The sequence below is a fragment of the Pseudomonas sp. MF09150 genome (genome assembly GCF_059862355.1).
In genome coordinates this window covers 307224-327666 of record NZ_JCBCUS010000001.1, presented here as the reverse complement: position 1 = coordinate 327666, position 20443 = coordinate 307224, and the positions used below count along the sequence as shown (strand labels likewise).

Sequence of the window (20443 nt, the reverse complement as noted above, 5' to 3'; positions counted from 1 at the left end):
GCGGCGGGAATGCCGCGGCCTTTATTTCCAGGGAATGAAGACGATGAGCAGAGCAGGGGATCAGCAGCAACCGGTGAGCCTCGAACCGGGCGAGGTGGGGCTGTATTCGAGGCATCTGTTGATGCCTGCCATTGGCATCCAGGGCCAGCTGGCGCTGAAGGCGGCCAGTGTGCTGATGGTCGGCGCGGGCGGGCTGGGGTGCCCGGCATTGCTCTACCTGGCGGCCGCCGGTGTGGGGCGGCTGGGGATCATCGATGCCGACCGGATCGAGGTGTCCAACGTCCACCGCCAGGTGCTGTTTCGCACTACGGACAAGGGCGAGAACAAGGCAGATGTGGCCAAGGCCCGTCTGCAGGCGCTCAACCCCTACATTCACATCCAGGCCTACGTTGAGCGCTTCAACATCGAAAACGCGGCCGCACTGGTGGCCGACTACGACATCGTGATCGACGGCACCGACAACTTCACGGCCAAGTACTTGATCAATGATGCCTGCTGCCTGGGGGGCAAACCCCTGGTGTATGGCGCAATCATTCAGTTCGAAGGCCAGGTCGCGGTATTCAACGCGTTGCAGGCCGACGGCCAGCGCAGCGCCAATTACCGCGACCTGTACGCCGAGCCACCGGAGGCCGCCCTGGCGCCCAATTGCGCCGAGGCCGGGGTGCTGGGCGTGTTGCCGGGGATCATTGGCTGCTTTCAGGCCAATGAGGCGATCAAATTGATCACTGGTATCGGCCAGCCCCTGAGCAATCGCTTGTTGATGTATGACGCGCTTTCGGCGAGCACCCAGGAAATCCGCTACTCGGCCGCGCTAGGCAACCCGCTGCGAGACCCGCTACAGCCCTTTGCCCTGCAGGAATTGCCCGTGGCCTGTGCCGCGCCCACCAGCGACGGAGGCCTGAACATGGGGCTTGGCCAATTGCTGGAGCTGGCGCGCAAGGGGACTGCGGTGCATCTGGTGGACGTACGGGAAGCCCATGAGCGCGAGCAGGTGTCCATTGGCGGGGTGCACATCCCGCTGGCGCAGCTCGAACACCTGGGCGGGCGCTGTTTGAGCGATGCCCCGGTGGTGCTCTACTGTCAGTCCGGCCTACGCAGCCAGCGCGGGGCAGTGCAGGTGTCCAGGCAGTGGGGGCGCTCGGATATCTTCAGCTTGCAGGGTGGGATCAGTGCCTTTCTCGGCTCGGACCTATACCCGGAACTGATGGCGAAACTCACCTTGTGCCAGTGCTCGGGGTTGCTTCGCCTGCAGTGAGTGTCGGCTGAGGAGGGGGAGCGCGCCTTGGCTTGCGCTGACCGGCGCTGCTCAACCCGCAGCGGGGAGCAGGGCCTGGGCCTTCTTTTCAACCAGGCCAGCGCCCATGACCAGCATCTGGGGGAGATCGAGCTGGTCCTGTGCTGATGCGGGTCCCAGATGCTCATCCCCCAGCCACAACTCGGTGGCGACGATTCTGCGATCCAGGCCGCGTTGGGTGGCGGTGAGTACCTGGTTGCCGACCTGCAGCCAACGCTGGGCCCGGATGGGGGCTTTGGAGGTGTACAGGGTCAGGCCGAAGCCGTCCGGCAGGTCCGCGGGCATCTGTGCTGCGCTGAGGGTCGTGGCGTAAAGCCCAAGCAGGATGGTGTCTTTGTAGCGCTGCGACACATACAGGACTTTGGCCGGCCGAAAGCCCTGAGCCAGGGGAATCAAGACAATGTCACCGACTGCGGTTTTTCCGGGCTTCATCAAGCAATCTCTTCAGGCAGGTGGCGCAATGGACGGGTTCAGGACACCGATTGCAGAAAGCGGGTCAGGTGCTGCGCCGCTGGGTCCGGGGCAGCCTGCAGCAGGCAATGGGGGCCGTCGAGGGTCACGATCTGCGCATCCGGCCGCAGGCTTGTCACTGTTTCGCTGGCGCTGGCCGGCACCAGAAGGTCCTGGCTGGCCCGCAGGTACAGCACAGGGACGCGACTGGCAGCCAGTGCCTGACTGACATCCACCGCCACCACCGCCCTGAGCCGGGCCTGCATCACCCGCGGCGTGACCTGGGCCACTGCCTGTGCCAGCGCCTGATGCAGGGCCGGCGTCGCGTAGCTGCCGAGCAGAACTTTGCTGATCGGCCCCAGCGGTGCCCGGGCCAACGGCAGCAGCTTGAGCAGGAAACTCAGGCGTCCCAGGCGGGGCCTTGGGTTGCGCACGAAGGTGCAGCACAGCACCAGGCCCTTGAGCAGTGGCGTGTTCGTGGCGGCAATGGCCACGGCGATCGGGCCGGAAAACGACTCGCCGAGCACTACAAACGGTCGCGTCTGGGGCAAGGCCTGGCGCACCAGGGATTCGAGGGCCGGATAGTCCAGGGGCTGATCACTCGGATAGCGCAGCACGATCAGCTCGAAGCGCCCACCCAGGGCGGCAATCAGCGGCTGAAAAAGCTCTCCGGTGCCGTCCATGCCGGGCAGCAGGATCAGCGCCGGTGCGAGGGGGTCAGTCATGGGTATCGCGGTCCTTTGCGGGCGGTCGTTGCAGGCGCTCGCGGGTAGGCGTCGAGCGCGCGCAGCATAACAGGCTGAAAACCTCCTCGGGCAAGGCGCGCGCTATGCATCGACGATCGCGCCCGGAGCCTTGGGGACGGTGCACAGGCGGGTGACCGATGGGGTGGCGGCAAGCGCAGTTTTTCACAATTTTGAGTTAACTTTTGGTTACAGAATGTGGCTAAATTGCCAACCAATGGCCAGATGCCAATGAGTGAGGCGGTTCATTAACCTGCCTGCAGACTGCGCTTTTTTAATTCAGACGCTGCAATTTGCCCTTCAACCATCGGTTTGCAGGGGCGCGGCATATTCTTTTCTGACGTGTGACGATTTCTCGTGAAACTCATTATTGCTGCTGTTTATGTTCTCTCTATCGCCTACGTCCACCTGCGCGGTCGTGTGCGCCATAAGCTGGGCCGCCAACTGAGTGATCACTCAAGCTTCCTGGCCCCGATCAACTGCTTCCTCTACCTGTTTTCGAAGAACCCCAACCGTCCCTACCTGGACCCGGCCCAATTCCCCGAATTGCAGCCGTTGCAGGAGCACTGGGAAGAAATTCGCGCCGAAGGCCAGAACCTGCTCAGGGCAGGGGAGATCAAGCGCTCGGATACTTATAACGACCTGGGCTTCAACTCCTTTTTCAAAAGTGGCTGGAAGCGCTTCTACCTCAAGTGGTATGGCGACAGTCACCCGTCGGCGATGAAACTCTGCCCGCGCACCACCGAACTGGTGCAAGGCATCGGCTCGATCAAGGCGGCGATGTTTGCCGAGTTGCCGCCAGGCTCCAAGCTGGTGCGCCACCGCGACCCCTACGCCGGTTCCTATCGTTACCACTTGGGCCTGGACACGCCGAACGATGATGGCTGCTACATCAATGTGGACGGCGAGAGCTATTCCTGGCGTGACGGCGAAGCGGTGGTGTTTGACGAGACCTACATCCACTACGCGGAAAACACCACCCCGCACAATCGCATCATCCTGTTCTGTGACGTCGAGCGGCCGATGAAGTACCGCTGGGTCGCGGCCTTCAATGCCTGGTTCAGCCGCACGGTGATGGCCGCTGCCGGTTCGCCCAACGATGCCGGGGACAAGACCGGTGGCCTGAATCGCGCCTTCAACAAGCTGTACAAAATCCGCCTGCGCGGCAAAGAGTTGAAGAAGCGCAACCGTACGCGTTATTACCTGGAAAAGTGGGCCATCTTCGGCGGCCTGCTGTTGCTGTTCATCCTGATCTGACCCCGCCCCCGGGCGCCTGCACCCTCGCTGCAGGCGCCGCTGCCGCCCCTCGTCTCAGGGGGGACTGGCCCCCAGTTGCTGCCACATTTTTGCGCTGATCCGCTGCCGATGGCCATAGCCGGTCCAGGGGTCGTCTTTGAGGGTTTCCAGGCGTTGCCAGAGAGTGCGGATGTCCCATTGCTGGGCGCTGCGCAACCCTGGCAGCTCATCGCGGCTGATAGGCACCGACACCGGCAGGCCGGGCCTGGCCCTGACCGAATAGGCCGCCACGGTGCTGGCGCCACGGGCATTACGCAGGTAGTCGACGAATATTTTCCCGACACGGTTCTTCGGGCCCATGGTGGCGCTGATCCGCTCCGGCAACTGCTGCGCCATAAAGTGCGCGATGGCCTTGGCGAAGGCCTTGACCGTGGCCCAGTCATGGACCCGTGCCAGCGGCACGATCAGGTGCATGCCCTTGCCGCCACTGGTTTTCAGAAACGCCTGCAGCCCCAGTTCGTCGAGCACCGAAAGGGTCAGCTGGGTCGCTTCGAGCATGGTTTTCCAGGGCAGGGCCGGGTCCGGGTCGAGGTCCAGGACAAACTGGTCCGGGGTATCGATGTGCTCGGTGGTGGCGCCCCAGGTGTGCAACTCGACCGTGCCCATCTGCGCCGCGCCGATCAGCGCCGGCAGGCTGTCGATTTCCATCAGGCGCGCATGGCCGGGGTCCAGGGCCGGGTCCAGGTGCTTGATGTGGGGGATGGCCAGGTGTTCGGCGTGTTTCTGGAAGAATTGCTCGCCCTCGACCCCTTCGGGCGCGCGCAGCAAGGACACCGGGCGCCGCCGCAGGTGGGGCAGGATCCAGTCGCCGATGCTTTGGTAGAACTGGGCCAGCTCAAGCTTGGTGGTGCCGCTGCGGGCATCGATGACCCGTTCCGGGTGACTGATGCGCACCCCGGCGACACTGTCCGGGGGCTGGCTCGGGCTGTGTTTCTCCGCTGGCGTTCGATGCTCCCTGGGCGCTGGTGCCTGCTCGCGAACCACCTGGGTCGCTGGTTTGTCGCTGCGCAGGGCAATAAAGGCGGCCTGACGCACCAGGTCTTCACGGGTCCACTCGGCAAACTCCACTTCGCCCACCAACTGCGGTTCGATCCAGTGCACGCCCCGGGCCTGGGCCGTCGTCAGTGGCTTGGCCAGGGGCGAGGCGGGGCGTTCCAGTGGCTGCATCTGGCCATGCAGCTGTTTCAGCATGGCCTGGTTGAACCCGGTGCCCACGCGCCCGGCGTAGACCAACCCGGACGTGGCGTACACCCCCAGCAGCAACGCACCAAAGCCGCTGCGCGAGCCTTGCGGGCGGGTGTAGCCGATGATCACGAACTCCTGGCGCAGGCGGCATTTGAGCTTGATCCAGTCCGGGCTGCGCCGCGACACATAGGGGCTGCCGGCGCGCTTGCCGATCACGCCTTCCAGGGACAGGGCGCAGGCGCTCTCGAAAATATCCTGATGGTGGGCGGCGAAGGCCTCGGAGAAGCGCAGCACCTTGCTGTTCTTGCGCCCCAGGGCCTGCTTGAGCAGCGCTCGGCGCTCTTCCAGCGGCGTCTGGCGCAGGTCGGCGCCTTGCAGGAACGGGGCGTCGAACAGGTAGTAAATGATGTCCAGGCTGCGGCCGATGTCGAAGGCGCTCTGCAAGGCCTGGAAGTCTGGCAGGCCCTTGTCGTTGAGCACCACCACCTCGCCATCCAGCCAGCTGTCGCGCAACTTCAGCGCCGCCAGGGCCTTGGCCTGCAACGGCAGGCGCGGGGTCCAGTCATGGCCGTTGCGGGTCAGCAGGCGCACCTGGCCTTTTTCGATCCGGGCCATGATTCGGTAGCCGTCGAATTTGATCTCGTAGCGCCAGTCACCGTTGGGCGGCTGTTCGGCCAGGGTCGCCAGCTGCGGTGCCAGGCGTTCTGGCAGGGCCGTGGCGGCTGCTGTGGCGCGCGTGGACTTTTTGTCTTTGGGCGGGGATTTTGGCTTACTCCGGCCGGCACCGACCGTGGCCTGGCTGATCACGCTTTTAGGCAGGTCTTCGAGGACGTCGTATTCATCGGCGGAACGGGCTTGCGGGTCGTTTTCCTTGATCAACAGCCACTGCTGCTTGTCGCCACTGCCGCGTAAATGGGTGCGGACCAGGGTCCAGTCACCTGCCAGCTTTTCGCCGATCAGGCGGAACTTGAGCTTCCCGGCCTCGTAGCCGGCCTGCGGATCGCCATGGGGCTGCCACACGCCATGGTCCCAGACGATCACATCGCCGGCGCCATATTGGCCGGCAGGGATGCTGCCCTCGAAATCGCGGTAACTCAGGGGGTGGTCTTCGACATGCACGGCCAGGCGTTTCTGAGTCGGGTCCAGGCTCGGGCCCTTGGGCACCGCCCAGCTTTTCAGGGTGCCGCCCAGCTCCAGGCGAAAGTCGTAATGCAGGTTGCGTGCATCGTGTTTCTGGATCACGAAACGCAAGGCCGAGGCCCCCGGCCTGTCCTTGGCCGACGGCGTGTCCGAGGGCTCGGAGGTGATGTCGAAATTGCGTTTGCGGCTGTATTCACTCAGGGGTCTGGCCATGACGGACTACCTTGTGCTGCGCGCCCATGCGAGGTTCAGGCGCGGGTCTTGTGCGTGGACTTCTTGCTGGGGGCTTTTTTGCTGGCGGGTTTGGCAGGCGCGCGTCGGGTGGCCGGTTTGGCGGATTTGGCCGGGGCCTTGGCGCTGGGGCGCGAGCCGAGGCTGCGCTTGAGCATTTCGGTGAGGTCGATAATGTCGGCGCTTTTGCGTTGCTCCTCGCCAGCCTGGGTCTCGACGTCCTCGATCTTGCCGGCGCGGGCTTTCTTCTCCACCAGGGCGTGGATCTTGTCCTCGAAGCTGTCGCGGTACTGCTCGGGCTCCCAGTCGGCGCTCATGTCTTCCACCAGGCGCTTGGCCATTTGCAGCTCACCCTTGGCCAACTGCGGCTGGGTGACTTCGGCCCCCAGTTCGAGTTCGTCGAGGCTACGCACCTCGGCCGGCCAGCGCAGCATCACCAACACCAGCGCCGACTCCAGGGGCATCAGTGCCGCCAGGTGCTGGCGGGTGTGCAGCACCACGTGGGCGAGGGCGACCTTGTCGGTGCTGGTCAGGGTCTCGCGCAGCAGCGCGTAGACCTTGCCGCCGCGTTTGTCCGGAGCGAGGAAGTACGGGGTGTCGATGTTTTGCAGGGGGATCTGCTGGCTGTCGACGAAGGCAAAGATATCGATGGTCTGGGTCGACAGCGGGTGCGCCGAACGAATTTCCTCTTCGCTGAGCACCACATAGCGGCCTTTCTCGTATTGCACGCCCTTGACGATGTGTTCCTTGGTGACTTCCTTGCCGGTGACTTTGTTCACGCGCTTGTAGCCCACCGGGTCCATGCTGCGCTGATCCAACCAGTCGAAGTCGACGCCGTGGGACGCCGTGGCCGACACCAGGGCCACCGGGATATGCACCAGACCGAAACTGATCGCGCCCTTCCAGATTGCCCGTGCCATGGTCGTCGCCTCTGCAATGTGAGTCTTCAGGTGACCTGCGGCGTTCGGCAAAAGTTTCGCCCATTAACGTGCGGCGATTCCCTGACGATTCCCGGACCAGGCCGGCTGCGGATATTCGGTGTTACATGTTCTTAAGGATTATTTAATTAACAAAGGCGAACCCCGGGCGTAGCGTGGACTCGAAACTGATATCTGCTTGCTATCAACGAGGGCCCTATGAACAGACTGATGGGACGCCTGGCCGCGCTCGCCCTGGCCGCATGTGCCAGTGCCTTGGTGCAGGCCGCTCCACAGGCCGGTACTGGCGCAGCGAAATTATTGCTGGCGCAGAGCCTGCCCAATAGCGGCAACGACAACCCCTACAACAGCCCGACGCGCCGGGCCAACCCCAATAGCATGCAAGGCACCCAACCCAGCGCTCCGGCCATTCGCGGGCCGAATACCGCTCCGGTGCCGCGTCCGCCGACCCTGGAAAACGGCGGCATCGGCAACGGCTATCCACGCACCGGCAGCCCGCCCAGAGCCAATCCGCAGCCCCAACCCGGTAGCCGTGACCCTCAATCGAATGACAGACGCTGAGCGCTGCCGAGGACGTTGACGGTCCTTGGCCCGCCGGACTTTCAAGCAACGGAAGGAATAGTGCATGTTGCGTAAAACTCTCCTGGCCACGTTCTGCGCCAGTGTTTTCCTGACCACCGTACCCGCCGCCTCGGCTGCCACCGCGCAGCAATATGCCAGCGAGCAGGGCACCCTCAGCGTCACCCCCATCACCCAGAACCTCGATCATCCCTGGGCCCTGGCCTTCCTTCCGGACAGCCAGGGCATGCTGGTGACCGAGCGCCCCGGCCATCTGCGGCTGGTTAACGCCGACGGCCGGATATCGGCGCCACTGACCGGTGTGCCGCAGGTCTGGGCCAAGGGCCAGGGCGGCCTTTTGGACGTGGTGCTGTCACCGGACTTCAAGCAGGACCGCATGGTCTACCTGTCGTACGCCGAGGGTGGTGGCGAAGGCGGCACTGCCGGGACGGCGGTGGGTCGTGGCCGGCTGTCCAGTGACCTGAAGAGCCTGGAAGGTTTCCAGGTGATCTTCCGCCAGGAACCCAAACTCTCCACGGGCAATCACTTCGGCTCGCGGCTGGTGTTCGACCGTGACGGCTACCTGTTTATCACCCTCGGCGAAAACAACGATCGGCCGACGGCCCAGGACCTGGACAAGCTGCAAGGCAAAGTCGTGCGCCTCTTCGCTGACGGCAAGGTGCCGGACGACAACCCCTTCGTCGGCCAAAGCGGCGTGCGTCCGGAAATCTGGTCCTACGGCCACCGCAATCCCCAGGGCGCGGCCCTCAATCCCTGGAGCGGCACCTTGTGGGAGAACGAGCACGGGCCCAAGGGCGGCGATGAAATCAACATCATCGAGCGCGGCAAGAACTACGGCTGGCCCCTCGCGACCCACGGCATCAATTACTCCGGCCAGCCGATCCCCGAAGCCCAGGGGCAGAGCGCACCGGGCACGGTGGCCCCGCACCATGTCTGGGAGAAGTCTCCGGGCATCAGCGGCATGGCGTTCTATGACGGTGACCGCTTCAAGGCCTGGCAGCACAACGTGTTTATCGGCGCACTGGCCTCGCAGGAGTTGATTCGCCTGCAATTCGACGGCGAGCAGGTGGTGCATGAAGAGCGCCTGCTCGGCGAGCTCAAGGCGCGCATCCGCGATGTGCGCCAGGGGCCGGACGGTTACCTCTATGTCTTGACCGACGAGGACAAGGGCGGGCTGTACCGCGTAGGCCTGAACTGATTGCCGGCGGTGCCGGGGCCAGGGTCACCGCTGGCATCCGGCACCTGTGCCAGGGGGGCGTACAGCACCACCGCCGCCCGCAGCTTGCTGCTGCCGAAGCTGCACATCTTGGCGAACTCGGCGTGGCTCACCGGCAAGTGCTGGCAGTCCACGGCCTGGCGATGCTGGCTGTGGTCGACGTCCGGGTCGTGCAGGTAGACAAAATCCGGGTCACAGTCAGTGACCATCACCCAATGCGGCGCCTTGGAGCGGGTCAGGCGATAACTGCTGATCAGCACCAGGGGCTGCCCACCGTCGTGCAGCAGGCGCGGCAGGTCCAGCGGTCCGCCCAGCACCTGCTGCACCGAACTCTGGGCCAGTTGCGCGCAGAACTCTTCGTGCACCAGGCGCATGACGTCCTTTTTACGCTCGTCCCGCACGCCATTGAGAAACAGCGGGCCCACGGTATTGACCTGTAACCGCACCCGAAAACCTCGCTGCCAGGCCGCCAGTGCCAAACCCTGGGGGCTGCAGCCGCCATGGCCTGCGGTCATGAACACGGTGGTGGCTTCACGCCAGATCTGCAGTTCTTCGCGTCGCTCCAGCAGCCGGCCGGGTTGCAGGGCGCCCATGGCCATCAACAGGCAGGCCGGGCCGCAGGTGAAGTCGGTGGTCTGGGGGTAGTAGGGCACGCGGATGCTGCGGGTCTCGCGGTGCTGGAGGATGCGTTTTTCCAGGCGCAGGGCATCGGCGTGGTCCTGGTAATAGTCGTGGATCAGGGCAAAGCGCCGATAGCCGTTGCGCTCATAGAGGGCAATCGCCGACGGGTTGTCGCTGCGTACCTCCAGGCGCAGGTAGGCGCAGTCATGCGCCAGTGCCCGTGCCTCGATCTCTTGCAGCAGGCGCTGCCCCAGGCCCTGGCTCCGTGCCTGCACGGCGATGGCGATCGAATACAAGCGCGCCAACGAAGTGCCACGGTGAAACAGCACCAGGGCATAGCCCTGAATGCCTCCCTGGTGTTCGGCGACGACCAACTGCCCATGGGCCCGGCTGATCATCCATTGGAAGCTGCGCGGCGTCAGCCGGTCGCTGGTGAAACATTGCTGTTCCAGCGCCAGCAGACTGGGCAGGTCGTCGAGGGTTGCAGTGCGAAAGACAAGATCCATATAACCGCCGTAAAAGTTGCGTAATGAAACGGGACTTTTAAAAAACTTCATGCTTAATAGAAACGGTCTTGTTCTTCAGCGGATCAATCACTATGTCAGCGGTACAGGGTCAATGGCGTGAAGTATCCGAGCAAAGTTTGCCGGAAACAATAACGACAACTGCTTATTTTTCCGAGGCGGCTAGAACTTCCAGCCAGCTGGTTATTATTGTCGAACGCAAGGAAGACTGGGCGTCCTACTTCCCCAGCGAAGACGTGGTCACGGCTCAGGAATACCTTGAGCAAACCCGTGGCAACGAGCCGGGCAAGCGGGTCCAGGTGATCAACCTGTGCCGCAGCTACAAGTACCTGGGCCATGGCTACTACTGCTCGTTGCTGGCCGAGGCGCGGGGCCATCGGGTGATTCCTTCGGTGCGGACCATCAGTGAGCTGACCCGCAAATCGCTGTATGGCCTGGCCTTGGATGACCTGGATAAAACCCTGGAAAAGGCCCTGAATAATCATGCTTACAGTGACACTGAAGCCTTTACCCTGACCTTGTACTTCGGCAAAAGTAGTATCGAGCCGTTGCAGGATCTGGCGCGTCAGTTATTCGAGTTGTTTCCCTGTCCCATACTGTTAGTTGACTTCAAGAGAACTAACGGCTGGCACATTGAAGGGGTCAAGTCCGGCACTTTGCATAAAGTGCGCGATGATCAGGAAGATCAATTCGCCAATGCCCTGGACAGTTTCAGCCACAAGATCTGGCGCCTGCCACGCTCGCGGCGCATGGCCCGTTATGACCTGGCGATCCTGCATGACCCTCAGGAAGCCTTGCCGCCGTCCAACGCCCTGGCCCTGGAGCGTTTTATCCGGGTCGGCAAGGGGCTGGGCATCGATGTCGAACTGATCGAGAAAAAGGATTACTCACGCCTGGCCGAATACGACGCCTTGTTGATCCGCGAAACCACCAGTGTCGACAACCACACCTACCGCTTCGCGAAAAAGGCCGAGAGCGAGGGGTTGGTGGTGATGGATGATCCGGCGTCGATCCTGCGCTGTACCAACAAGGTGTACCTGACCGACCTGCTCAAGAGCCATCAATTGGGCATGCCGGCCACCGAGATTCTGTACAAGGAGCGACCGCAGGACTTCGAGCGCGTGGGCGAGCGCCTGGGGTTCCCGCTGGTGCTGAAGATCCCCGACGGCTGTTTCTCCCGTGGGGTGATCAAGGTCGAAAGCCAGCAGGCGCTGCTGGAGGCGACGGCCGAGCTGTTCGAGCATTCGGTGCTGTTGCTGGCCCAGGAGTTTTTCTACACCGAGTACGACTGGCGCATCGGTGTGCTCAACCGCAAACCGATCTTTGCCTGCCAGTACTTTATGTCCAAGGGCCACTGGCAGATCTACAACCACAAAGCCAAGGGCCAGGACATCAACGGCGAGTGCCGGACCCTGGCGGTGCACGAGGCGCCGCGAGCAGTGGTGGAACTGGCGGTGAAGACCGCCAACCTGATCGGCGACGGCCTGTATGGGGTCGACCTCAAGCAGTCCGGCGACAAGGTGGTGGTGATCGAGGTCAACGACAACCCGAACATGGACGCCGGCATCGAAGACGCCTACTTGCAGGACGACCTGTATTCCCTGGTGCTTGAGGAGTTTGTCCGACGCCTGGAGCTCAAGCGTCGCGGCCAGGCCTGGTGAGGCCGTCGCGATGATCCAGAGCTACCGCTTGGCCCAGGGGCGCCTGCTGCCGGTGCAGCGGCTGGACGCCGAAGTGATGTTGTTCTGCAACCCCGACCTGGGGGAGCGCGACCTGCTGCACAGCGCGTTCAAGCTCGATGAGCATGCCCTGGCCTCCGCCCTGGACCCGGACGAGGTGTCGCGCATCGAGTTTCATCCCGACAACCTGTTCCTGATCTGGAAGCGCCCGGAAAACTACTCCGGCGGCGGCAGCCTGGCGTTCGAGGTGTCGTCCTGCGGGTTGCTGTTTTCGCCGGATCGCCTGCTGGTGATCGCCACCGACGACGGCCAACTCGACGGCCTGGGCCAGCGCCAGGCCCTGCACACGCCGCTGGATGTACTGCTGGACCTGCTGCTGGGCAATATTCACCACTACCTGGGGCACCTGAAGGTGATCAAGATGGTCGCCCGGGAGTTGCAGCAGCAGTTCAACGCCTCCATGGAAAACCGCCACCTGGTGCAGATGTTCAACCTCAGCGAGAGCCTGATCTATTACATCAATGCGATTCACAGCAACGGTGCGGTCCTGACCCGGTTGCGCAACCATGCCGAGAAGGAGCATTTCAGCCCGCAGGCGGTGGGCCTGATCGACGATCTGATCATCGAAAACAACCAGTGCTACAAGCAGGCGGAGATCTACTCCACGGTGTTCTCCGGGCTGATCGATGCCCGCGGCAACCTGATGAACAACAACATGAACAGCCTGTTGCGCAAGCTGACGCTGATCAACGTGGTGTTTCTGCCGCTCAACCTGCTGGCCAGCATCGGCGGCATGTCGGAGTTCAGCATGATGACGGCCGGCACGCCCTGGTGGGTGTCGTATCCGTTGTTTCTCAGCGCCATGGGCCTGGGGGCGGGGGCCATGGTGCTGGGGCTGAAGCGGCTGGCGAAAAGCCCTTGAGCATGGATCTATCCAGGGGTTACTTCAGATAAAGCGCGGCTTGGTGGCGAAATGTCCATTGACGGGTCAGCCTTTTGCCGGGTAATTTCCGTGCATGACTTCCCCAGCATTCCGTTCCCAGCCAAGCATTATTACCGCCATTCCTTATTGGCGGGCTTGCTGACGACTGCACCCAACCCGCCCTGGAGGCGGGTTTTTTCTCTCTGTCTTCCGGGCTTCGAACACCACCCAGGAGACCTCCCATGACCCGCGCCAACCGCCAGGACCCGCAACTCGGGCTGCTTGAAGGCTATGTGAAGAAAATCCTCGCGGCGCCGGTCTATGACCTGGCGGTGCGCACGCCGCTGCAATTGGCGCCGGCCCTATCCCAAGCACTGGGCAATCAGATCCTGCTCAAGCGCGAAGACCTGCAACCGACCTTTTCCTTCAAGATTCGCGGCGCCTACAACAAGTTGTCACAGCTCAGCGAGGCGCAGCGTCAGCGTGGGGTGATTACCGCCTCGGCGGGCAATCACGCCCAGGGTGTGGCCCTGGCGGCGCGGGAGCTGGGTATCGAGGCAACCATCGTCATGCCCACCCACACCCCGGAGCTGAAGGTGATCGGGGTGCGCAGCCGTGGGGCCGAGGCGGTGCTGCACGGGCCGAGCTTTCCATTTGCCCTGGCCTACGCCCTGGAGCTGGCAGCGCAGACCGGGCGCACCTTTGTCTCACCGTTCGACGACCCGGATGTGATCGCCGGGCAGGGCACCGTGGGCATGGAGATCCTGCGCCAGCAGCCCGGGGCGCTGGATGCGATCTTTGTACCGGTGGGTGGGGGCGGGTTGATCGCCGGGATTGCCGCCTACGTCAAGTACCTGCGCCCTGAGGTGCGCATTGTGGGCGTGGAGTCCGAGCACTCCAATTGCCTGCAAATGGCGCTCAAGGCCGGGGAACGGGTGGTTCTGCCCAGCGTCGGTACCTTCGCCGATGGGGTCGCGGTGGCCCAGGTCGGCGCCCATGGGTTCGAGATCTGCCGCCACTATGTGGATGAGGTCTTGACCGTGAGCAATGATGAACTCTGCGCCGCAATCAAGGACATCTACGACGATACCCGCTCGATCACCGAACCTTCCGGCGCCCTGGCCGTGGCCGGGATCAAGCGCTACGTGGCGCAGCGGCAAGTGCGCGGGCAAACCCTGGTCGCCATCGACTCGGGGGCCAATATCAACTTTGACAGCCTGGGCGGCATTGCCCAGCGCGTGGCCCTGGGCAATGCCGTGCCGGCCTGATCAGGCCAGCAACGGACGCATGAAGCTGCGTTCGTAGCTGAGGATGAATTTCTTCTCCAGCAGCGAATCCACCAGGGCCACGCTTTGCGGGTCGGTGAGGGCGATGTGGCGGTAGCTTTCGTAGTCGGCCAGGGATGGGAAGCTGAACAGGCAGTAGGCGATATTGCTGGCGCCTTCGGACGGCAGGAAATAGCCGTGGTGGGTGCCACCGAGGCGCTCGACCACCTCGATCCAGGTCTTGGCGTAGGCCTCGAATTCGGCGAGTTGGTAAGGGTCGATCACGTATTTGACATGGCAGGTAATCATGTTCGGCAATCCTTGGAATTCGACGAGGACCTGAATCGGTCAGGGGGTGATGCAGCGTCGGCAGCCGACTTACTCGACGCGGGCGCTGTCGATTTTTTTCCCGGCGCTCCAGATCCGGTAGCGCACTTCGACGTCCTTGGGGGCGTAGATCACGATGGGCAGCTTGCTGTTGTAGCGCAGCATGAAACCGTCACCGATCACCGGGACGAACGCGCGATGGCTCTTGCCATCGGGGCAGGCCATCAGGGTGGTCATGGGCCCCGTCACCTGCTCTAGGCGGTAGTACGAATAGCCCCAGCCCTCGAGGGTTTGCTCCTGCAGGTTGCCGCCCAGGCGTTGCTGGTTGCAATCCACGGTCAGGGTCTTGCCCGCCAGGATCTCGACCTTGTAGTCCTGTTCCTGGGTTTTTTTCTGAAGCTGGATGACTTGCCGGTTGAAGCCGGATTCGGCCTTGGGGTAGGGGGCAACGTCTTCAAGTTTGGCGGCGTTCGCCGTTGAGGAAATACCCCACAGCAACAGGGCAATGCCGGCGGAATGGATGGATGTCGAGCGCATGACGCCTCCTTGCGGATAAAAAGAAAGACCCACTCATTTGCGTGGATCAGGGCCGGGGCCCGGGTCGGGCATTCTTACTGCCTGCGCTGGGTCAATGCAAACCGTCCGTCTGCGGTCTGGCAATTTGCAGGGCGCAATGCAGCCTTTGTTGCAGATTGCATGATGTCGGAATGATATTTATGGCCCAAGCCCTTGATTGTCCTAGGCATGCCCGGTGGTCGTCATGGGCATGTTCCGTGCATCTCATACCCTCAAGCCTGATCTCTGTGTCACACCCGGAAACAGCCTGTGGCGGGGCCATCCCTCCAAATGGATCGATGCCTGCAATCCTGGGTAAAAAGCTTGGAGCTCAGAGCTAAATAGAATTTAGCGGGAGCGGGAAAGCGGCCTAGTCTAGGAGTTGGTCCTGTCTTCATGGAAGGTCAAGGCACGGCCCGGATCGAACTCGAACACGGAAGTCACTGCAGCCCTGCTGTTTTGTCCATTGATTGGCAGTCTCAAATAAAGGAGAGAGTCGCCATGTTTTTATCTGCCCTGGAACTACGCAACATTATTGAAAGCAGTTTTCTGCCCAAACGCTGCCAATGCACCTTGAGCCCGGACTTGTCCATGACGGTGAAAGTCTTTGGCGACCATGAAACCGACCGCGTGGACCTGGTCGTGACCGGCATCGATGCCTCGGGCCTCAATGGTTGCCGGGAAATCAACGAGCTGATCGCCGAATTGCGCTATGACCTGGCCCACAATCCAGGTCAGCAGAGCCTGCCCCAACGAGCCCGTGCCTACTAGTCAAGCAGTGGGGCACCGGGGTTTGTCACCATACGCCTGGCTTGGGTGAACCCCAGGCCCGGGCTGGTTTTTTGCCATGCAATGCGGCGCCGAGCCGGTTTCCCGGTCAGGCGCTGCGTTCAGGTCATTTCCTTTATTTCATTTAGCCGATTCGATAGCGCCCAAGGTGAAGCCGCGCCTCAGGGTATTTCGTGGGCGCATCTGATAACGCCCGGCGAACGGGGCCGAGAGACAGCGACTGAATCAGGCGCTGTGGCCGGGGTCAGGTGGCAGGGTTGCGGCGCCTGACCCCGGGGCTGTTTCAGTTCTGATCGCTGCAGGCTTCGGACAGTTTGCTGTAGCTGATGTCTTCAAGCTTGCCGGCGTTGTCGATGAACTTCATGTCAGCCGTCACCACCTTGCATTCCAGGGTTGTAGGCTCGGTCATCGACACCACTTTGGCCACGTGCAAGGGCATGCCGTAGTGATAGGGCACGGGGTGTGTGGTGGTGGTATCGGCCTGGGCCAGCCCGGTAACGCCAGTCAGGGCCAGGGCTGCGCCGATCAACAGGATGCGCGCGTTCATAATGAATCTCCGATGCAGACATTAGGTCGCTCAGCGCCGGATGGCCGCTGAACCTGCCGCGGAGGGCATCAGAAGTATCTGAGCTAGCGCGGTCCAGTACAGCTTTGGACCGCGGGATTAACCAATGATTAAGTAGGGAGCTAAGCAGTTGTAGAAAAAAGCCAATCAGTATTCGCGGCCTTGGGGTTGCGGACTCTGCCCCGAGAGCTCCAGTGCCGGCGCCGGTGGCACGCAGCCGGGCCGGTAATAGGCGTGAAACCACTCGACGAAATGCCCCAGCCCCTGGGCCAGCGGCGTCTGTGGTCCGAACCCGGTGAGGTTTTCCAGGGCGCTGATGGGTTCCGGCCCTGGGGGCAGTTCATTACCCGGCAAGCTCAGGTATTCAAAGCGGGCCTTGCGGCCCAGCAACTGTTCCAGGGTGGCCACGTAATCCTTGAGTTGCACCAGGCGCTGCCCACCGATATTGAACAGGCGCCGGGGCAGGGTGCTGTCGAGCCAGGCCGGCGATTCGTCCTGCAGTTGGGTGTGGCCCGAGGGCGGCTTGTGCAGCAGGCGGACCAGGGAGTGGACCACATCGTCGATGTAACTGAAGTCGCGCTGATGCAGGCCGTGGTTGAACAGTTTCAGCGGCAACTCCTCGCAAATCGCCCGCGCGAACAGATGGGGCGCCATGTCTGGCCGCCCCCAGGGCCCATACACCGTCAGAAAGCGCAGCGCGGTGGACGGTATACCTTGCAGGCGGCCGTCACTGTCCACCTGCAAGGCACTGCCTGCTTTGCAGGTGCAATGGCTTTCGGGGGCGGCGTAGATCAGGTGTTCAACGGTATGACGTTGGCAGGGGGCCAGGATCGGCTGCAAACCCGCTTGGCTGCAATCAGACTGCCCATGGGCGTTCGCTTGGGTACAGCGTCCACCGGGCTGAGTGGCAAGGTGGACCACCACCTGCGGGCGGACTTCGGCAAATAGCCGCCCCAGGGCCGGAGCGTCGTTCAGGTCCAGCTGTCGTAGGGGAAATTGGCCCACCTGCTCGGCGACCCAACGCACCCGATCCTGCTTGAGCTGCGGGTCGTAATGGGCATTGAAGTTATCCAACCCGGTCACCTGATGCCCATCCTTGAGCAGACGCAGTGCCGTATGAGCGCCAATGAACCCGGCTGCCCCGGTGATGAGTATGTTCATGTGTGGCAGCCCCCGTGTTGCGCGACCCCTGAAAGAACGGACGGTGCGCGAGCATACGGCTTGCCTGCAGGATTGCCGGCTAAAGCTCTGATATCCAAGGGAACGACCTCGTCCGTGATGAGCATGATGGGGGTTATTGGCCAGACAGCTGGCGCACGCCGAAAAAACAGCTTTTCCGTATTTTTGACGCTATCACATGCTAAAGACGGTTAATTGACGCTAGGCCGTGTTGTATAAATGACGAGGTTGTAATAAATAAAAAACCAATTCAATATTTACCTTAACTATCAATTATTTGAAGTGATTTTCTAATCTGATGTGTGACTAAGAGAAAGCTGCATCTCTTGTAGGAGAATGCCGACGAGCGGTCATGAATTCGGATCCAAACTTCATGTTGTTTCTCCGTACCGACCCTGGCTACCCGCTGAACCGGGCGACACCGTCAGACTAAGGTCGGGTTTGGTGTCATAAAGCCATCTGCGATGATTGCCGCCCCTCATTGATTCAATCAATTTTGCCCCTGCATCCGAATTTGTCGGGTGGATGGGGTCGCTTGTTTTTATCGCTGTATCGATTGGCTGTTGGAGCTTTTTTCATGTGTTGCCCATTTTCTTTGTCCCCTGCGCGCCCGGTTCTGGGCTTCGGCGCTGCCTTGCTCTGCGCCGGTTTTGCCGGCCCGGTGCGGGCTGAAGGTTTTTTCGAAGACAGCAGCGCGCGGCTGGAGTCACGCACGGTGTACTTCAACCGTGATTTTCGTGACGGCCATACCAGTGCCGCACAAGGGGCCTCCAAGCGTGAGGAGTCGGCCCAGGGTTTTATCCTCAATCTGCAATCGGGGTACACCCGGGGCACCTTTGGCTTTGGCCTCGATGCGCTGGGCATGCTCGGACTCAAGCTCGATTCCAGCCCGGGTCGCAGCAACAGCGGGCTGTTGCCGTCCCACGGCCAGGACCCCAGGGGTTCCGAGGATCAATACGCCAAGCTGGGCCTGACGGCCAAGGTGCGTTTCTCCCGCAGCGAGCTCAGATACGGCGCGTTGCTGCCGGACCTGCCATTGCTCAAATACAACGACGGTCGCCTGTTGCCAACCCTGTTCAACGGAGCCCTGCTGACTTCCCGGGAGCTTCAGGACCTGACCTTTACCGCCGCGCGCCTGGATCGCTACACCGCCCGTGATTCCACCGATGCCCAGGACATCCGCGTGCATTGCAAGAACAAGCGCTATGCCTGCAACACCACGGCTGATCACTTCGACAGTTACGGGGTCGACTACCGCTTCAATGAGCGCCTGAGCGCCCAGTACCACTACGCGCAGCTGGATGACGTCTATCGCCAGCACTTTATCGGCCTGCTGGCCAATCAGCCCCTGGGCAGCGGCGTACTCAAGGCCGACCTGCGCCTGTTCAAGAGTGCCGACAGCGGCGCCCAGCGTGCGGGCTCGATCGATAACCGCGCCTTGAGCGGCATGCTGGGCTACGCCGTCAGCGGCCATACCTTCAGTGCCGGCTGGCAGCGCATGAATGGCGCCAACTCGATGCCGTATCTGGATGGCAGCAACCCGTACCTGGTGAACTACGTCCAGGTCAACGATTTCGCCGCCGCCCAGGAGCGTTCCTGGCAGTTGCGTTATGACTACGACTTCAAGGCCCTGGGCCTCAATGGCCTGAGCTTCCTCACCCGTTATGTCAACGGCGACCACATCAACGTGCCGGGCAGCGCCCAGGCGGGGCGAGAGTGGGAGCGCGACAGCGAGCTGAAGTACGTGGTGCAGCAGGGCGATTTCAAGGGCCTGAACCTGCGCCTGCGCAATGCCACGTACCGCAGCAACTACGAGAAGTTTGCCCGGGATACCGACGAAACCCGGCTGATCCTGAGCTACAACTTCTCGATCCTGTAGCCGCCCGAGTTTCAGCCCAGTTGCTGCCGATAAGGCAGGTCCGGCCCGGTGCGGGTGCAGGTCAGGGCGGCGGCGCCGACCGCAAAGTCGAGCAGGGCGTCGACCTGGGCTTTGCTCAGTTGTGCCAGCCCCGCTGGTGAATCCAGCTGCTGCTCGGTCAGCCAGGCAATCAGGGCCGCCTGGAAGGTATCACCGGCACCCACGGTGTCGGCAATTGTCACTGGTCGCGCCGGCACCGACCAACTGCCGTGGGCCCGACTGAAGACCGTTGCGCCCTGGCCGCCGCGGGTCAGGAAGGCCAATTGGCAGCGCTGCTGCAGCCAGCCCTGGATCACTTCGGCAGGGTCCCGGTCGGGGTAGAGCAGGTTCAGGTCCTCGTCGCTGACCTTGATCAGGTCGGCATGCGGCACCAGGCTGCCGATACGCTGGCGCCACAGGCCGATATCAGGCTGCGGATTGAGCCGGACATTGGGGTCGAGGCTGATCAGGCGCTGACCGCTTTCGCGTTGCACCAGCGCTTGCAGGGTGTCGCCAATGGGCTGCACCACCAGGGAAAACGAGCCGATATGCAAGCCGCGTACATCATTACCCAACAACGGCAGGTGGCTCGGTTGCAGCTGGCGGTCGGCGCAGCCTTCGCCGCGAAAGCTGTACTGGGGTGAGCCGTCGGCCCCCACGGCCACCATGGCCAGGGTGGTCGGCGCCTCGAACTGCACCAGGAAATCGGTGCGCACGCCTTCCTCCTGCAACACCTGATGCAGCCGGCGCCCGAGGAAGTCACTGGACAGGCCGGCCAGCAGGCCGACATCGACCCCGAGCCGCCGCAGTCCCACGGCCACGTTGAACGGCGAGCCACCGGCAATGGCCTGGTAATTCACTTTCGAGGTCAGGCCGCTGGCGTCGTCTTTGCTGAAGAAATCGAACAGCGCTTCGCCGCAAACAAGGTACATAAGTCATTACTCATCAATAGGTTACGTGTTTTTATTAAAGCTTATTCTTGGGTTTGTGACCGAATCCCAGGGAATCCATGGCCCAAGGCGCTCCGGCAAGGCGTTTTCTGCAAGCA

At 62.3% G+C, this 20443-nt stretch carries 18 protein-coding genes and 1 pseudogene; 9 read left to right on the top strand and 10 right to left on the bottom strand.

Annotated features, from left to right (window positions below):
* The first annotated feature begins 43 nt into the window (after window positions 1–43).
* The gene (moeB, locus tag AC19YX_RS01350) at window positions 44–1255 is read left to right on the top strand and encodes a molybdopterin-synthase adenylyltransferase MoeB (protein WP_500605487.1); all 1212 of its coding nucleotides are present in this window, start codon (window positions 44–46) and stop codon (window positions 1253–1255) included.
* Between the two features lie 51 nt (window positions 1256–1306).
* Here moeB and AC19YX_RS01345 read toward each other — a convergent pair whose 3' ends face one another.
* Both AC19YX_RS01345 and AC19YX_RS01340 read right to left on the bottom strand, forming a co-directional pair.
* Entirely contained in the window at window positions 1307–1726 is a 420-nt protein-coding gene (locus tag AC19YX_RS01345) for a hypothetical protein (protein WP_500605486.1), read from the bottom strand.
* 38 nt (window positions 1727–1764) lie between these two features.
* On the bottom strand, window positions 1765–2469 hold the full coding sequence (locus tag AC19YX_RS01340; RefSeq protein WP_500605485.1) for an alpha/beta fold hydrolase: 705 nt from the start codon (window positions 2467–2469) through the stop codon (window positions 1765–1767).
* A gap of 375 nt (window positions 2470–2844) precedes the next feature.
* Between AC19YX_RS01340 and lpxO the strand changes: the two genes are divergently transcribed.
* Window positions 2845–3744 carry a lipid A hydroxylase LpxO gene (lpxO, locus tag AC19YX_RS01335; RefSeq protein ID WP_078472217.1) on the top strand — a complete coding sequence of 300 codons (900 nt, stop codon included), beginning with the start codon at window positions 2845–2847 and terminating at the stop codon, window positions 3742–3744.
* A 54-nt stretch (window positions 3745–3798) separates the two neighbouring features.
* On the opposite strand, the gene ligD is transcribed toward lpxO, so the two are convergent.
* Both ligD and ku read right to left on the bottom strand, forming a co-directional pair.
* Complete coding sequence (gene ligD / locus AC19YX_RS01330; protein ID WP_500605484.1) at window positions 3799–6321, bottom strand: DNA ligase D; 2523 nt, start codon at window positions 6319–6321, stop codon at window positions 3799–3801.
* A 35-nt stretch (window positions 6322–6356) separates the two neighbouring features.
* Window positions 6357–7259: a non-homologous end joining protein Ku gene (gene ku, locus AC19YX_RS01325; RefSeq protein WP_500605483.1), complete on the bottom strand. Its 903-nt coding sequence runs from the start codon at window positions 7257–7259 to the stop codon at window positions 6357–6359.
* A 216-nt stretch (window positions 7260–7475) separates the two neighbouring features.
* Here ku and AC19YX_RS01320 point away from each other — a divergent pair, with 216 nt between their 5' ends.
* Both AC19YX_RS01320 and AC19YX_RS01315 read left to right on the top strand, forming a co-directional pair.
* Complete coding sequence (locus AC19YX_RS01320; RefSeq protein WP_500605482.1) at window positions 7476–7838, top strand: hypothetical protein; 363 nt, start codon at window positions 7476–7478, stop codon at window positions 7836–7838.
* Between the two features lie 64 nt (window positions 7839–7902).
* A complete protein-coding gene (locus tag AC19YX_RS01315) occupies window positions 7903–9054 on the top strand; it encodes a PQQ-dependent sugar dehydrogenase (RefSeq protein WP_078472221.1) in 1152 nt (383 codons plus the stop codon).
* A gap of 59 nt (window positions 9055–9113) precedes the next feature.
* Here AC19YX_RS01315 and AC19YX_RS01310 read toward each other — a convergent pair.
* A pseudogene (locus tag AC19YX_RS01310) lies at window positions 9114–10199 on the bottom strand (GNAT family N-acetyltransferase/peptidase C39 family protein); the annotation flags it as partial.
* Between the two features lie 92 nt (window positions 10200–10291).
* On the opposite strand from AC19YX_RS01310, the gene AC19YX_RS01305 reads away from it, so the two are divergent.
* The 3 genes from AC19YX_RS01305 to ilvA all read left to right on the top strand — a co-directional run bounded on the left by AC19YX_RS01305 (window position 10292) and on the right by ilvA (window position 14086).
* Entirely contained in the window at window positions 10292–11878 is a 1587-nt protein-coding gene (locus AC19YX_RS01305) for a RimK family ATP-grasp domain-containing protein (RefSeq protein WP_500605481.1), read from the top strand.
* 10 nt (window positions 11879–11888) lie between these two features.
* Window positions 11889–12818: a magnesium transporter CorA family protein gene (locus AC19YX_RS01300; RefSeq protein ID WP_078472223.1), complete on the top strand. Its 930-nt coding sequence runs from the start codon at window positions 11889–11891 to the stop codon at window positions 12816–12818.
* Window positions 12819–13060: 242 nt separating this feature from the next.
* Window positions 13061–14086 carry a threonine ammonia-lyase, biosynthetic gene (gene ilvA / locus AC19YX_RS01295; RefSeq protein WP_078472224.1) on the top strand — a complete coding sequence of 342 codons (1026 nt, stop codon included), beginning with the start codon at window positions 13061–13063 and terminating at the stop codon, window positions 14084–14086.
* On the opposite strand, the gene AC19YX_RS01290 is transcribed toward ilvA, so the two are convergent.
* Window positions 14087–14392 carry an NIPSNAP family protein gene (locus tag AC19YX_RS01290; RefSeq protein WP_020298058.1) on the bottom strand — a complete coding sequence of 102 codons (306 nt, stop codon included), beginning with the start codon at window positions 14390–14392 and terminating at the stop codon, window positions 14087–14089.
* A 69-nt stretch (window positions 14393–14461) separates the two neighbouring features.
* Window positions 14462–14947, bottom strand: coding sequence for a serine protease inhibitor ecotin (eco, locus tag AC19YX_RS01285; protein WP_078472225.1), 486 nt, complete (start codon window positions 14945–14947; stop codon window positions 14462–14464).
* A 519-nt stretch (window positions 14948–15466) separates the two neighbouring features.
* On the opposite strand from eco, the gene AC19YX_RS01280 reads away from it, so the two are divergent.
* The gene (locus AC19YX_RS01280) at window positions 15467–15736 is read left to right on the top strand and encodes a DUF1652 domain-containing protein (RefSeq protein ID WP_020298056.1); all 270 of its coding nucleotides are present in this window, start codon (window positions 15467–15469) and stop codon (window positions 15734–15736) included.
* A 301-nt stretch (window positions 15737–16037) separates the two neighbouring features.
* On the opposite strand, the gene AC19YX_RS01275 is transcribed toward AC19YX_RS01280, so the two are convergent.
* Together AC19YX_RS01275 and AC19YX_RS01270 are read right to left on the bottom strand one after the other, a co-directional pair.
* Window positions 16038–16301 (bottom strand): DUF2790 domain-containing protein, encoded by a 264-nt coding sequence (locus tag AC19YX_RS01275; RefSeq protein WP_078472226.1) that lies wholly within the window; start codon window positions 16299–16301, stop codon window positions 16038–16040.
* Window positions 16302–16466: 165 nt separating this feature from the next.
* Complete coding sequence (locus tag AC19YX_RS01270) at window positions 16467–17480, bottom strand: NAD-dependent epimerase/dehydratase family protein (protein WP_500605480.1); 1014 nt, start codon at window positions 17478–17480, stop codon at window positions 16467–16469.
* 595 nt (window positions 17481–18075) lie between these two features.
* Between AC19YX_RS01270 and AC19YX_RS01265 the strand changes: the two genes are divergently transcribed.
* Window positions 18076–19377: an OprD family porin gene (locus AC19YX_RS01265; protein ID WP_500605479.1), complete on the top strand. Its 1302-nt coding sequence runs from the start codon at window positions 18076–18078 to the stop codon at window positions 19375–19377.
* A gap of 11 nt (window positions 19378–19388) precedes the next feature.
* Here the strand turns inward: AC19YX_RS01265 and AC19YX_RS01260 are convergent, their stop codons facing one another.
* Entirely contained in the window at window positions 19389–20327 is a 939-nt protein-coding gene (locus AC19YX_RS01260) for a carbohydrate kinase family protein (protein ID WP_201130864.1), read from the bottom strand.
* Between the last annotated feature and the right edge of the window lie 116 nt (window positions 20328–20443).

Bases quoted from the DNA above. Each gene is read 5' to 3' on its own strand.
- ku (WP_500605483.1), bottom strand. From the start codon at position 7,259: ATGGCACGGGCAATCTGGAAGGGCGCGATCAGTTTCGGTCTGGTGCAT.
- AC19YX_RS01340 (WP_500605485.1), bottom strand. From the start codon at position 2,469: ATGACTGACCCCCTCGCACCGGCGCTGATCCTGCTGCCCGGCATGGAC.
- AC19YX_RS01280 (WP_020298056.1), top strand. From the start codon at position 15,467: ATGTTTTTATCTGCCCTGGAACTACGCAACATTATTGAAAGCAGTTTT.
- AC19YX_RS01260 (WP_201130864.1), bottom strand. From the start codon at position 20,327: ATGTACCTTGTTTGCGGCGAAGCGCTGTTCGATTTCTTCAGCAAAGAC.
- ilvA (WP_078472224.1), top strand. From the start codon at position 13,061: ATGACCCGCGCCAACCGCCAGGACCCGCAACTCGGGCTGCTTGAAGGC.
- AC19YX_RS01290 (WP_020298058.1), bottom strand. From the start codon at position 14,392: ATGATTACCTGCCATGTCAAATACGTGATCGACCCTTACCAACTCGCC.
- AC19YX_RS01345 (WP_500605486.1), bottom strand. From the start codon at position 1,726: ATGAAGCCCGGAAAAACCGCAGTCGGTGACATTGTCTTGATTCCCCTG.
- moeB (WP_500605487.1), top strand. From the start codon at position 44: ATGAGCAGAGCAGGGGATCAGCAGCAACCGGTGAGCCTCGAACCGGGC.
- AC19YX_RS01305 (WP_500605481.1), top strand. From the start codon at position 10,292: ATGTCAGCGGTACAGGGTCAATGGCGTGAAGTATCCGAGCAAAGTTTG.
- ligD (WP_500605484.1), bottom strand. From the start codon at position 6,321: ATGGCCAGACCCCTGAGTGAATACAGCCGCAAACGCAATTTCGACATC.
- AC19YX_RS01315 (WP_078472221.1), top strand. From the start codon at position 7,903: ATGTTGCGTAAAACTCTCCTGGCCACGTTCTGCGCCAGTGTTTTCCTG.
- AC19YX_RS01300 (WP_078472223.1), top strand. From the start codon at position 11,889: ATGATCCAGAGCTACCGCTTGGCCCAGGGGCGCCTGCTGCCGGTGCAG.
- AC19YX_RS01275 (WP_078472226.1), bottom strand. From the start codon at position 16,301: ATGAACGCGCGCATCCTGTTGATCGGCGCAGCCCTGGCCCTGACTGGC.
- AC19YX_RS01320 (WP_500605482.1), top strand. From the start codon at position 7,476: ATGAACAGACTGATGGGACGCCTGGCCGCGCTCGCCCTGGCCGCATGT.
- AC19YX_RS01270 (WP_500605480.1), bottom strand. From the start codon at position 17,480: ATGAACATACTCATCACCGGGGCAGCCGGGTTCATTGGCGCTCATACG.
- eco (WP_078472225.1), bottom strand. From the start codon at position 14,947: ATGCGCTCGACATCCATCCATTCCGCCGGCATTGCCCTGTTGCTGTGG.
- AC19YX_RS01265 (WP_500605479.1), top strand. From the start codon at position 18,076: ATGTGTTGCCCATTTTCTTTGTCCCCTGCGCGCCCGGTTCTGGGCTTC.